This window comes from Vibrio fortis (assembly GCF_000695685.1).
GTDB classification, from domain to species: domain Bacteria; phylum Pseudomonadota; class Gammaproteobacteria; order Enterobacterales; family Vibrionaceae; genus Vibrio; species Vibrio fortis_A.
Window position 1 is genome coordinate 1 of record NZ_JFFR01000024.1, and the last position, 13,741, is coordinate 13,741.

Annotated in this window: 11 protein-coding genes; 3 read left to right on the forward strand and 8 right to left on the reverse strand. The window is 43.0% G+C overall.

From position 1 onward, the window contains the following. On the forward strand, positions 1-699 hold a 699-nt coding region (locus VFDL14_RS09315), incomplete at its 5' end, for an IS110 family transposase (RefSeq protein WP_032551769.1). 305 nt (positions 700-1,004) lie between these two features. Here the strand turns inward: VFDL14_RS09315 and VFDL14_RS09310 are convergent. Both VFDL14_RS09310 and VFDL14_RS09305 read right to left on the reverse strand, forming a co-directional pair. Then, a complete protein-coding gene (locus VFDL14_RS09310; RefSeq protein ID WP_152549253.1) occupies positions 1,005-1,619 on the reverse strand; it encodes a hypothetical protein in 615 nt (204 codons plus the stop codon). Between the two features lie 675 nt (positions 1,620-2,294). Next, positions 2,295-2,933: a class I SAM-dependent methyltransferase gene (locus VFDL14_RS09305; RefSeq protein WP_032551771.1), complete on the reverse strand. Its 639-nt coding sequence runs from the start codon at positions 2,931-2,933 to the stop codon at positions 2,295-2,297. Between the two features lie 141 nt (positions 2,934-3,074). On the opposite strand from VFDL14_RS09305, the gene VFDL14_RS09300 reads away from it, so the two are divergent. Beyond that, positions 3,075-3,968, forward strand: a complete 894-nt coding sequence (locus VFDL14_RS09300) for a LysR family transcriptional regulator (RefSeq protein WP_084181880.1) — start codon at positions 3,075-3,077, stop codon at positions 3,966-3,968. Between the two features lie 333 nt (positions 3,969-4,301). Here VFDL14_RS09300 and VFDL14_RS09295 read toward each other — a convergent pair whose 3' ends face one another. The 6 genes from VFDL14_RS09295 to VFDL14_RS09270 form a co-directional block, all read right to left on the reverse strand. Beyond that, on the reverse strand, positions 4,302-6,782 hold the full coding sequence (locus VFDL14_RS09295) for a PAS domain-containing hybrid sensor histidine kinase/response regulator (RefSeq protein WP_032551773.1): 2,481 nt from the start codon (positions 6,780-6,782) through the stop codon (positions 4,302-4,304). Positions 6,783-7,083: 301 nt separating this feature from the next. Then, positions 7,084-8,049, reverse strand: coding sequence for a hypothetical protein (locus VFDL14_RS09290; RefSeq protein ID WP_032551774.1), 966 nt, complete (start codon positions 8,047-8,049; stop codon positions 7,084-7,086). Between the two features lie 192 nt (positions 8,050-8,241). Beyond that, a complete protein-coding gene (cyaB, locus tag VFDL14_RS09285) occupies positions 8,242-8,796 on the reverse strand; it encodes a class IV adenylate cyclase (protein WP_032551775.1) in 555 nt (184 codons plus the stop codon). Positions 8,797-8,852: 56 nt separating this feature from the next. Further along, positions 8,853-10,163, reverse strand: coding sequence for a DUF1501 domain-containing protein (locus VFDL14_RS09280; RefSeq protein ID WP_032551776.1), 1,311 nt, complete (start codon positions 10,161-10,163; stop codon positions 8,853-8,855). Then, the gene (locus tag VFDL14_RS09275) at positions 10,160-11,806 is read right to left on the reverse strand and encodes a DUF1800 domain-containing protein (RefSeq protein WP_032551777.1); all 1,647 of its coding nucleotides are present in this window, start codon (positions 11,804-11,806) and stop codon (positions 10,160-10,162) included. The genes VFDL14_RS09280 and VFDL14_RS09275 overlap by 4 nt, the downstream gene beginning before the upstream one ends. A 200-nt stretch (positions 11,807-12,006) precedes the next feature. Further along, positions 12,007-12,891: a LysR family transcriptional regulator gene (locus tag VFDL14_RS09270; protein ID WP_032551807.1), complete on the reverse strand. Its 885-nt coding sequence runs from the start codon at positions 12,889-12,891 to the stop codon at positions 12,007-12,009. Between the two features lie 132 nt (positions 12,892-13,023). Here VFDL14_RS09270 and VFDL14_RS09265 point away from each other — a divergent pair, with 132 nt between their 5' ends. Further along, positions 13,024-13,695, forward strand: coding sequence for a type 1 glutamine amidotransferase domain-containing protein (locus tag VFDL14_RS09265; RefSeq protein ID WP_032551778.1), 672 nt, complete (start codon positions 13,024-13,026; stop codon positions 13,693-13,695). Positions 13,696-13,741: the final 46 nt, after the last annotated feature.

The window sequence follows — 13,741 nt, forward strand, 5'->3', positions numbered from 1 at the left end:
GTGCCTCATAAATCCGTCGAGCAACAAGACATCCAATCTCTTATTCGAATGAGACGTCTGCTCGTCACTGAAAGAACTCGTATCGTTAATCAAGTGCGTGGCCTTATCTCTGAATACGGCATCATTATGCCCAAAGGAGCCGCTGCCTTCAGAAAGGCCATACCCGAAATACTCGAGAACGATGAAAACCAACTGTCTTGTATATTAAGAGAGCTGCTATCCCATCAGTACGAACGATATTTATACATCGACGAACAAGTAAAATGGTTCGACGATAAACTTAACCAAACCGCCAAGCAGTTCGAAAACGCAAAACGACTCATGTCTATCCCTGGTTTTGGACCACTCACTAGCCAAGCCGTTGCAGTATGGCTTGGCTCTGGACAACAGTTCAAAACCGGTAGAGATGCCTCCGCCGCAATGGGCCTTGTGCCGAAGCAAGATACCAGCGGTGATAAAGTCATTCTTCTTGGGATAACCAAAAGAGGCAACACGTATATCCGCTCCCTACTCGTTCATGGAGCAAGAGCAGCGCTAAGGCGCGCCAAATTTAAATCCGATAATCTCAGTAAGTGGATGCTTGAACTCCAAGAGCGACGAGGACCAAACAGAGCCGCTGTCGCTTTAGCAAACAAACTCATGCGCATAGCGTGGGCCGTTATAACTAAAAACGAAGAGTATCAACCAACACGAAGCTAATGATGATCACCAACCCTTTGCAAAGTACGTAGTAAGATGAATAACAGGATAAATCCTACACGTTGAAAACCTTATGCTCACACTGTCTTATAAAGTCGATAAGGTGATTAGGACTTCGTGTTCGACTTCCTCATCTTGGCCAAGGCAATAGCCGTTCAACAGGCCGTATATATGGAAGTTAACCTGCGCTTTTGATCATATTACTGGCTTGCAAAACTGGGGGAGACCATATATGTGAGCGGCGCTTGGCTATACTTGAGCGAAGCGAAACTGCCAAGCGTTGCGAATCACTCTTAAATGCTTTGTTATGTTTGTTGTTCAGCCTTTACTACCCTCTCGCTTTCCAAGTTAGAAAGGTACACTTGAAGACCGATTTGCCCATCAAGAACTTTTGGGGAAGTAGCTATGGTTTCTTTATAATCATAGGAATCAATTGGGTCTTCATAAGTTTCAGACCAACGCGCAAACTCAATAATTACAACAGCCGAGTTTGGTTCAATATTCTCAGAAGAGTGAAGCATATACTTCCCCGAAAAGTACCCAGGGTTGTTGAACTCATTACTTTTTAGCAACTTATAAAATTCATGCCTCCACTGTTCAGCATTCTCATCACAGATTAACTTATACCTTTCTGTCTTTAAGTTTTTGCGAAGGGCATAAAACCGCATTATATAACGAGCAGCAGTCAACCAATTGAGACGACTCGCTTTCGGAGGAGATACATTTTCACCATTGTCTGTAAGTGCCTTATAAGCACTTTCTAGCAAAGATATAGCATACTCGCTAAGCTCTTTGTCTTCTTGTATCTGAAAATCTAGCTGATTTTTTCTTTTAGAATTTCGAAAACTCATCATCGATATTACCAAGGAAAAAACTGCTATAACCGGAGTCACTACTTTAAATAGAATTTCAATATCCACTAATTTATCCCACTTTCGTGAAAAACATAACATTCTTAATAACAGGCAGTCTCGTTTTTCTGTCTGCCTGTTTATCAAAAAATTTATCATAAACCACTAACAATTAAAGCAAATACATCGAGCTATGTATTCTGTCATCATATAGAAACGCGCCTGCGTGTTATCACTTTTTAACAGTGCCTGTTATCTAAGGCATGATTATCACAAACATCCTAAAAAACAATAGATTATCAAACATTCCATTGACAAAACGAGACTAGGAACTCAACAAAACAAGCCATTATCTATACCCAAACCAGATTAAAATCAAATAAACTGTATAGATACACAGAAAAGAAAGTAAAGATGATGAGTTTCATTTTTGCTGTTCATTACTCTCGATGTGTCAAAACTACCAGATTTTCCTACAGCTTATCTAATTGGATAACTCATTGAATGAGATGGCACTCTCTTTGATTGTTAAGTCAGTGGTATCTTCTAGCATTAGAAGAACTATCGAAAACTCTCGGAACGAGACTGATGTACCTTGCTGTTACCAACAAGGAATGGGGCAAAAGTGCGTTAGGAACTTTGATAAGTTTCGTAATTTGGATAACAATACGTATTACAACCCCACAATCAAAACAAGTAATTATATGCCTATATTCATTGCATATTCGGCTAAAGGTTACAGACCTACGCTTTTCTTAAGACAACAAAATAACTAGTGGCTTCCATGTAGAACTCCTCAGCTACAACTATTTGAAAATCTTCTTTTTTCAATAAACTATCCAAATCAGAACTTCTGTATTGTCTTATACTGATGGGGATTACTCCGATCTTCGATAGTATTCCAACAAGATGAATCTGCATGCTAACCAACAGAGATTTTCTCCCACCTAAACAAGGCGTGGTCGAAATCAATAGCCCATCCGGTTTTAATAGCTCGTGTATCCTCTGAACGACATGGCTAGGATTTTCAACGGTATGTAACATGTTGAAAGCAAAGATCACATCAAACGACTCATCTTCATATTCATTATCAAAGATAGTAGCTTGGGAAAAGTGAACATTTTCGATATTCTGACTGGCGGCTTTATTTCTTGCCGATTCAATCATTTCTGCCGATATATCAATGGCATGAATTTCCTTGACATAGCTTGCCAACTCGCATGACTTTGTACCTGTTCCACACCCATAATCTAATACGACGTTACTAATATCGAGGTATTTTTTTGCATTTTCTCTGGTCATGTTATGTATGTATTCAAAACGAGCCTCAGATTTGTCATAGCCTTTCGACGCCTTATCCCAGAAGTTTTCGGTCTTGTTCATTACCTACCGCCTTTTAGTATTGTGAAAACCATACACTAGCTAATTAAGTTGAATCTCCATGATTTGAATTTCATAGATTACCTACATTCTATCGATGCTATTATGGATTGATAGAGACGAAAATGCATAAATGGTATTCATATGCGAATAGATTGGAAGACAGTAAATTTTGATTGGAATCATGCAAGAGCTTTCCTCGTTACGGCTGAGTTGGGCTCTCTATCAGCTGCAGCTAAAGCTTTAAATAGCTCTCAACCAACGTTGAGTCGGCAAGTCAATGCATTGGAGAAGCAGCTTAAAGTTGCACTCTTTGAACGTGTAGGCAAGGGGCTAGAGTTAACCCCAAGTGGTGTCGAGCTGGCTGAATGTGTCAAAAGCATGGGCAATGCTGCTGCCCATTTATCTCTCACAGCTTCGGGGAAGTCAGAATTACTAGAGGGCTCGGTTTGTATAAGTGCATCAGAGAGCATGGCAGCTTACGAATTGCCTGCGATCATATCGAAGTTGAGGCGTCTTGAACCCAAAATTACGATTGAATTAGTCGCATCTAACGCGAGCAGTGATTTGAAATGCAGAGAGGCCGACATTGCTATTAGATCTTACAGGCCTGAGCAGCTAGATCTAATTGCTAAGAAGATCAGAGACGATCATTTCTATCTTTATGCCGCACATTCCTACCTTAGTTCGATAGCAAACCCTCAGACTTTGTCAGACTTCAATAGAGCTGATTTTATTGGCCCGTCAGATTTTCAGCAAATTATGTCAATGTTAAATCAGCGGGGGCTGAGGCTAACACCTGCAAACTTTCCTATTACAACGAGCAATCACACCGTTTATTGGGAATTAGTAAAGCAAGGCGTTGGTGTTGGGTTTATTCAAGATCACTTAGTTCAACTTACAGATAATGTAAAAAAAGTGCTACCAGAACTTGGCTATTTTTCAACGGAGCTTTGGCTTGTTACCCATCGAGAGCTTCGAACAAATAGAAGGATACAATATGTCTTTGAATTCTTGAGCAAGGAATTATCAAACTAAAGTTAGTTTAGGGTAGTGAGATAAGTTTACTATTTCCAAAGCTCGGATTATGGAAAGCACCTGTATAATATTCTAACTGGATTCAATTAGCTTCATTGATAGAAAAACTGGTGGACAACGTTTGAATAAATTTCTTACTAACTCTTTTTGGGGCAGATCTGAGTTAGCTGGCATTTTTTGAGAAAAGTGCCACGAGTAAAACTTCAGGTCAGTGAAGCCTCTGGACAAAAACAAGTTAGAAAAACCTTGCGAGCCTAGGCAAACGGAAACACAAAAAATGACAAACTATATCTGAACCAATAGATGTAATACCAGCACCAAAACAAGCCGCATTTAACTTGCCCTATCGACCGTTTTAATATGATCGAGATGACGAGAAAGCGCCCCTATAAGATCTTTTTTTATCAAAGGCTTAGTAAGGACTTCGTTTGCTCCAGCCTCTAAAAAAGCTTGAGTCGATGTTTGCATGATGTCTGCAGTCCACCCGATGATAACAAGGTCGCTATGGCCAGCCTCTCGTATTTTCTGAACCGTCTCAACACCGTTCATTTTCGGCATGTGGTTATCAATTATCACAAGGTTGAAACTGCCCGATTCCAGCTGCTCTAATGCTTCATACCCATCCTCACAAGTAGCACATTCAACGTTCAATTTGTCCAAAAAGCCTTTGGCGATAATGCGATTCATTTTGTTATCGTCGGTCACCAAAACCTTAAACGAAGTTAAGTCTACTGCCTGCGTTTCCGCACCCTTCTCGTCTTTATGAACTATCGCTGGAAGGTTGATAACAAAACTGAATCGGCTTCCTTTTGAAACCTCGCTTTCGACATTGAGTTGCCCATTCATCAAAGTCACAAGTTTGTGGCAAATCGCTAACCCTAACCCTGTTCCACCGTAGTTACGTGTTGTTGATAAATCCGCTTGCTCAAACTCATTAAAGATTGAACTCAATCTATCATTGGGGATCCCAATACCCGTATCTTCAACGGCAAACTCCATTTTTGTTGGATCTATTCGTTTAACGCTTACATTAATTGAACCGCTTTCAGTAAACTTCAGTGCGTTTCCAACTAGATTAAGTAACACTTGTCGAATACGAACAGAATCGCCATTGTATGCGAGGGAAGGATCACAATCATCGATAAGGTTAAACTCAATACCTTTCTCAGAGCACAGAGTTTGGTAAGTGTTCAATACAGGATTGGTAATTTCAGACATCTTAAATGGATGTGGGGCAATCTCAAGGCTATCGTTTTCGATCTTCGCTAAGTCTAGAATATCGTTCAGAATTGCTATTAAATGCTCGCCAGAACCTAGCGCCAATTTCAGGACGTCTCTTTGCTCTTCTTTTTCTAAGTCGTCCACAAGCATCTGTAAGATCCCTAAAAGGCCATTCATTGGGGTTCTGATCTCATGGCTCATCGTCGCCAAAAACAATGATTTAGCTTCATTGGCTTGATGCGCTTTGTTCGCCTGTTCTTCTAGTTCTAGCCCAAGCTTCTTGATATCGGTAACATCACGTTCGATCGCGATAAAGTGTTCGATGTCACCCTCTTCGTTACGCAAAGGCACAATGTCGATATCCACCCAATAAGGTGACTTATCAACCGTATAGTTCAATATTTCAGCTTTAACTTGATTACCCTTTTTGAGCGCAGATCCAATGCGACTTACCGTTTCAGAACAAGTGTTTTCACCTTGTAGAAATGCCCCGGGTTTCAAGCCATTTACTGAGTCTAATCGGTAACCTGTCATGGCCTCAAAAGCGCTATTTACCCACTCAATACGCCCTTCTTTGTCAGTGATAATAACGGCGTCCCGAGCAGCTTTCACAACTGTCGCCAGTAGATGACTATCACGCTCTTTTTCTGCTAGTAGTTTGTTTGACTCTTCAAGCAACTTCTTCGATCCGTCGAGCTCTTTATGGGGGTTAACGAACAACCTCTGTCCCATCAAGGCAACCAAAACAGAACTAATAGTTAAAATGATAAAAAGCCCATTCAATAGCTCTTTCTGAAGAGTTGATAACTGCTCATTAAGAAACGAACGACTGATCCCTTGGGTTAACACCAAGTCGCCTCTAGTTAAAGCCGTTTGGGTTAGTAGCCAGTCCTTTTCACTGTATTGATTTTTCTCTGTGTCATGAGGTTGGTGTTCATTGTCGATCTGGTTATCCGTTTTGTTAAGTGAGGCGACTGGCGGCTCAGTTTGGCTCAACTCATACCAACGTTCTCTATTGGTAACGAATGAACCAAAGAAATCATCGTAGTCGACGGCTGTTTCTCCATATATCACACCAGTAAAGCTCCCAGCCTGATATAAGGGCATGAACAACTTTATACAAATATGGTTAGTATCATCATGCAAAAGATACAATATGCGTTCATTCACTTCTTTATTTGCAATTGCTTTGAAGATGGCTTGTTCTTGTGTAGAGGCTGGGTGACGAAATGTATCTTCAAACAACAATTGCCCCGTACGATCCCGCACCGCGAATTGCATAGATTGGTTTTGCCCTTTGAAGCGTTCTAGATGGTAAGAGAGGCGCTCAATGTTCGATTCTGATGCGGCATCAATAACGCCTTGGTACTGAGAGGCTAACACAATGCGATCTTCCGCGACTTCTAAATACTTCTCCATAAAAATCTTTGCGGATTCAAGCTCGAAACTACTGTTGCCACTTTGTAGCTGTTTGACGGTAGATTGGCTATGAGTTGTCAGCACGTAAAGTGATATAACACCGTACGTCACAGATGTAAGCAATATGAATAGAACCAACAATACCTTAGGGCTGAACGAGGAGAGCTTAGCCATTCTTGATTTTCTTCCGTGTGATTATTCAAAGTCATATGAAAACTATAGAATAAATATCACTTTAGGGGATCAATTCTTATCTCCATCAGCCATTCAGAGCAAAGTAGCTATCTATAATTCTCTTCACCCTATATTGTGAAGTGTATAAATATAGGAAGAAGCTTTCGCTGGTTATAGAGATTCCAGATACCTCGTGCCTAAGTTCTGGAATGACGGTAAAAATAAGTCAAAAGAGAACGACAACCACCCCGTAATTCTCTGCTGTGAGAAGCGAAATTAGCAGTAAGCTCGCTATTACAACCTACTTCGAATAGTAATCCGTTAACATTTGAAAAAAACGTTGCTTGTCTGCTTCTGGCAACACATTGATGCCCGCCGCCGCTTTACGACCACCGCCCGTTTCAAAACTTGAACAGACCTCATCGGCGCCAGTTCTATTCGACAAGGGTGCACGCAAGCTCACGGTGTAAGATTCGCCATCTTGGTTTTTTGTAAGCACAGCCTGAGCACGATTTGGATCTTGGTTAACGATCTCATTACCAAATACACCGCTAATACGTCTTGCCCAAGTTTCACTCGGTAATTCAAAGACGCGCGCTGAATTGCTCTCATAAGCCGAAGCGAGAATAGACACTTGTTGGTAGTCATTTTGGTAGACTGCACGCAAACGGTAGAACACCGACTCTTCATCATTCAAAAGATCAAACGGATTTGGGTATTGATAAAGCGTTTGGTATAGCTCAACAGGCGTGAAGTGGAGATCACTGAGTGACGCTCCATAGCCGTTGTAATTGACTAAGGTGCCCAACTCTTCCAAAAACGCGATTTGTGATTCATTAAAACCATTGTCTAGCGCGAGCTTAGTCGCAACCGTTTTTAAATTATCACCAAACGCTGCTGCAACTGCCCACGCGACATGCTTACCATTTAGCTTTTGGTTAATCAACAAACTGGTACAACACTCAGGTGCAGTATCGACTAAAGTTTCAAGATGAGCAGAAGAAGGCACTTCACCCGTACGATGGTGGTCGCAATAGAACACGTCGACCTTTGCATCCAACAGCGAACGTAACGCATCATGATTTTTCTCCATCGACACATCAAGTACCGTAACAGAAGAAATATCCTGTTGAGCCACAACTCGAGAGAGCAACTTAATATCACGCTTAACACCTGTAATAAGCGCGCTCTCTTTTGGTTCGCTCAGACGCAGTTGTAGCAACGCAATAATGCCGTCTGCGTCTCCATTGAATACATCGTAATGCATTGGGGTTCCTTTCGTTCTCTAAATCGAATTGGTCAAAACACGAAGTTGTATTTTTACAAGCGACTTCATTTCATATCAATATCAAGTTGTTAGGTGATATAACATGATTGAAGGGACAGGATGCCAATGTGAGCCATCTAATGATGAAACATATTGATGCCTACACAGTGCATTCACTTCTTACCTAAGTCGTTACTGAATTTCCCGCTCCAGAAACATCTGTTTGTAAGATTTGGTTTGAAGTGAAGATTGCGTTAGGCCAAATTGACTGGCTAGGGCTTCAAGTTCTGATTTGTAGGTCGCAAGCATGGATTCATCGTCGGTCATGATGGCGAACTCTGCGAAATCACCGATTCCTTCTAAAGAATCGACAGTGATGTGGAATTTGCCTACAAAATAGATGCTTCGTGTCTTACATGCTTTCAACGAAACCTCATAACCCATGGTTTCAAGCATACTTTTGGCATTGATTGCATCGGTGATATTAGTTGCTTCACAACGGTCTGCTTCAGGGCCTTTGACTATCCAGAGTTTAATCCCCGACGGTTCCATCGAACGAATACAGACACTCTTATCCTGTGCTTGCAGGCTCCTGTCTGGCGTATCAAAGTACCAATCCGACTCTAGATTATCTTCCAGCATTATTTCATGAGGGATGTTACCCAACTCCTCTAAGAAATCTGACTTTGACTCAAGACGATACTTTAATTCGACCTCGTACTGACCTTGAAAATGCTCTGCGCTCATGTGACTACTCTTCTCAATATTTCGGCGTTACTCTATCAGGAAAATTTTGAGTTTACCTATTTCAAAAAGCCTAAATCTTTCACTGAGAAGTTCGTCAGGTTAGGAAAAATGTAGTCCATCGCGCTGTCGGTATTCACTCCCATCCACTTAGCAACCGTCGCACCGATTTGCTCAACGGATGTCGTTGGAATCATACGCCCTTTGTTGAAGTCATTCTCTCCATCAAGGATCAGAGATGGCCATTGCCCGTATAATTGCCCACCGTTGAGAGCGCCGCCCATCACAAGGTGATTACTCGCCCAGCCGTGATCGGTACCAGTGCCATTACTTGCCAGACGGCGACCAAAATCGGACATAGTCATGGTAGTCACCTTGTCACCTAAACCTGCCGCCTCCATGGATTGATTAAATGCAGAAAGCGACTGGCTTAAAGCGCTCATCAGCTCCGCATGGTCGTTCAATTGATTTGCGTGAGTATCAAAGCCACCAAAACCGACAAAGTACACTTGTCTTTGGTGACCCAGCTGATCACTTGACTTGATCAATCGAGCAACCGTATGTAGCTGTTTACTCAATGACAAATCGGGGAAGTGCCCTTCTTCAGGTATCGAACCAATCGCGTTTGCTAACGTATCTCTTATTGAAACCGAATCGTTTTTCACGCGGTCAAATTCTCGGCCAAACGCTGTGTGTGGCGACAGGCGCATTACCCGATCAAAACTTTTTCGACGTTGAGCGTTATTAATTCCATTTACTCTTGGTAGCGAAGAAGCATTGATCAGATTGGCAGTATGGTCGCTACCATTCAATAGCTGTGAATAGCCGTTAAGGCTGAAAGTTGGGCTAATGGCGTCAGAGTCACTACTCAACACATCCATTAAGCGCCCTGCCCAGCCTAGCGTCGTATTACTACCAGACCAACCACGCTGCCATTCCGCTTGTTGAGAATTGTGAGAGAACAGGAAAGGTGGCATTGCATGTGTGCCATCCTTCAATCCAGCCTTAGTCGCAGGTTCAATGAGTACACCGCTATTAGCAATAGCGACCATTTTCCCGCTATCGAATAGACTTTGAGCCTCACCCATAGAAGGATGCAAACTCAACGATAAACTTGACCCAGTGTTTAATGATAAAGGAAGCAGTGATGCTTGTGGGATGGCAATGTCTGGACGAGCATTCGCGTATTCATCGTAGTGTGCGTTATCGTTAGGCACCAACATGTTGAAACCATCGTTGCCACCAAATAAAAAAACACAAACCAGAGCCTTATAATCATTATTTGGCAACGCATAAGCGGAGCTAGTGCCCATCATTGAAACAATAGGTGTTGAGGCCATAGCCGCTAATAATTGACGACGTGAAATCATTGGGCTAGCTCCTCAATGTGAAACTCTTGGCTCGTTACTGCGATATAGATGGCGTTACGAACCTTTAAACTCTGTTGTGTATCTCGAAGCTCTTCTAATGCTTCTAATACTATCTCGCGAAGATCATCACTCATTCTTTCAGAGAGTAAACGCCTCTCAATTTCGGCAATCAGAGCTTCATGATCATTGGCGATCGCTTCTAGTGGCGCGGTATTGATAACGATACGAGTCGGGTTGGTTTCTCCGTTGTAATTCGTTCTGCCGGTTGCAGTCCAAAGCTGATTGTTAGTCAGAATGAAGTTATTCCAACTCAGTATTTCAAACTCAGGCGCCACGTCTTTAGCCGCCGCTATCTCGCCGATTGGAGCGTAATCTGGCGAGAAGAAATTGAACACACTTGGCGAACCTAATGGCGACTGCCCGTATGCACCAAACGTGTTAATAGAGTTATGAAATCGTCCGGTGGGATCAGCCGATTTAGCCTCGAATGCGCGGAAAAAATTGGTCATCGCGATCAAGGGTTCTTTCATTTTGGCAGGCGTTCGATCACCACCACTGAGCGCTTCACTATCAGTTAAAATGCCGCGAATCACGGTTTTAAGATCGCCTCTCACGCCTGACCCATTATCTGCAAACAATGCGCTAATTCGAGCGACATAAGCAGGAGAAGGGTTCGACGTGACCAATCTTTGAATAAGATGTTTACTGACCAAAGGTGCTGTATTGGGGTGGTTAAGTAACATGTCCATCGCTTGCGCCATATCTTGCTCTGGCGTCTGGCCTTGAGCAAAAACATTGCCCATCACAACTTTCTGTTCGTCATCATGGTAGTCAGGATAAGCCACCATTGGGATAAGCCAATTTCCCTCTTTCGAACCCCACCATGGTTTGGTTTTTTCGGCGATGTGCCAGCCTGTAAATGCTCGCGCAAGATTTTCAATATCATCCTGCGAGTAAGTTGGGATCAGTTGCCCCTGGCTATCTAGCTTATCCGTACCATCTTGGTTTAACTCATACAGACCGATACTAAACAGCTGCATCACTTCACGTGCATAGTTCTCATCTGGAAAACGGTTATTGTCTGGATCCGCTTTTTGGTTTGCCATCATGGATAGGTAATCACCCATTGCAGCATGCAGCGTCACAGATTCTATAAGATCACGATAGTTGCCAAACGCATGGGTAATAAGCATATCGTAGTAATCGGTCATCTCGACGGCGCGGCCACCTAGGCTCGCACCATACCGTGAGATGACGAACAGTTCACTCAACGCGAAGGCAACACGCTGGCGAAGTTGGTCGGGCGCATTCAGGCTAACATCCCACCAAACCGCCACACGATCAGATTGGTTGTAAGTGTCTACGCCCTCTGGCAACTGGTACTGTCGCAATCGAGTTGAGTGCAAAGTTGGTGACAAAGAAAACTGCTGATCTAACCAAGCTGTATAACCTAGATTGGCTAAATCTTCATAGGAACCTGGCTCTGGGCCAAATGTCGAGCGATACAGAAGGTCGTAACGCTGTTCTTGTGTTAGAGAGCTGGGTGCAGCTGAACTGCCACCACCATCTCCTCCACCGCATGCTGAGAGCATTGAGAGACTAAGAAAACAGACGCTCAGTTTTAATTGAGAACGCTTTAACATATAAGACAATCCAGAAACACATACACTACATATCATTTACCGAACACTAGCTGAGAACATAATATCCAGCAATCTACGCCAGTATAAATCGTGCTACGGGTTCAAATTTGACAACCGAACCGATATACAACTCTAGCCACGCAAACTAATACAATATGTGTCAGCACAACTATTCTTACCAGTGCCGAAAAGCGTGCAATTTACTCCTGCCAGCCAGCAAAGTGTTTAAGTAAAAAATCGATAGCTAGCCTCGCTCTTAATGGTAAGAAATTCCGGTTTTGGTACACAATCCAGCTACTGTTGCCACTGCCCCAATAGGGTTCAAGTATAGGTACTAAACGCCCAGAAGAAATTGCATCGTTAAAGCTGCTTTTGGGCAAATAAGCAACGCCCAACCCTTCTGTGCAGGCTTGCAGAACCGTGTGGGCATTATTGCTTTTCCATCTGCCTTGTACCTTCACTCCATCCAACGGTTGTCCGTCTTTCTCAAACAGCCAAACGTCTTTGTTTGCGATGATACAACTGTGATGTTTAAGCTGCTCCGGGTACGTTGGTAAGCCATGTTCATCAATATAGCTCTGACTTGCAGCCGCTGCCATTGGACGGTCCACCAGCTTTCTTGCGATTAAACCCGAATCACTGAGCCTTCCATAACGAATCGCAAAATCAAAGCCGTCTTCAATAAAGTTGACCATGCTAGTGTTGAAGTTAATGTCTACCGTGAGATTTGGGTGTTGTTTAGCGAACTCCATCAAAGCGGGGGCGACGTGGTTTTCAGAAAATGCGCCAGCAGCACTGACTCTTAGTACTCCACTCAATTGAGTCTGCTGCGTCGTTAACGTCTCATTCGCTTGCTGAAGCCCAATCACTAGCTCCTTACACTGTTGGTAGTACGCCTGACCTGCATCGGTCAAACTCACCATTCTCGTTGAACGTGCTAACAAAGCGACACCCAACCGTTCTTCTAATCTCGTGACTTGACGACTCACGTGACTGGTGCTGCATCCTAATTGTTTTGCCGCGGCAGAAAACCCTTTGCTCTCCGCAACCGTAACAAACTCGTTAATGCCTTCGAAACTATCCATAATCACCTGTGCCATAACTATCTTTGCTATTTAGCAATAATGTTTTGCCAATTAAACGTATTATCACTTATTTGATTAGCAATTAGTATGAAGGTGTTCAACAAATACACGCAATTTCACAAGGACATCATCATGAAGAAAGTACTGATTATTGTTACAAACCATGCAACGCTAGGTGAAACCGACCAAGCCAACGGAACTTACGCGCCAGAGCTGACTCATGCCTTGAGCGAATTATTGGATGCTGGCTTTGATTACGACATTGCTTCTATCAAAGGTGGTCAGGCTCCTCTATACGGAACAGACATCGAAGGCGATGCAGTAAACGCAAAAATCTTGGCGGATGATGATTTCCTAAACCGCGTGAACAACACCATTCCTGTATCGCAAATCAATGGAGATAGCTACGATGCGATCTTCTACCCAGGTGGCTTTGGTCTACTTTCAGATCTAGCAACCAACGAAGACTTCGCTAAGATCTCGGCTAAGCATTATGAAGATGGTGGTATTGTCGCAGCAGTTTGTCATGGTCCGGGCGCCCTACTACCAATCACGCTAAGCAATGGTGAGAAGCTGCTTGCATCTAAGTCAGTGACTGGTTTTACTCGCGAAGAAGAGATTGATTTTGGCACCATCAACGACATCCCATTCTTATTGGAAGAGTCTTTGGCTCGTGGCGCAGCGCGTTACTCGAAAGTGCAGCCATGGCAAGAGCTTGTCATCGTCGATGACCGCGTCATCACAGGTCAAAACCCGACGAGCGCTCATGGCGTAGGCAAAGCTATCGTTGATCTTCTGAAGTAAAGATTAACTTCTAACCAAATAAAAAAGGAAAGCATGTTTCGTACTG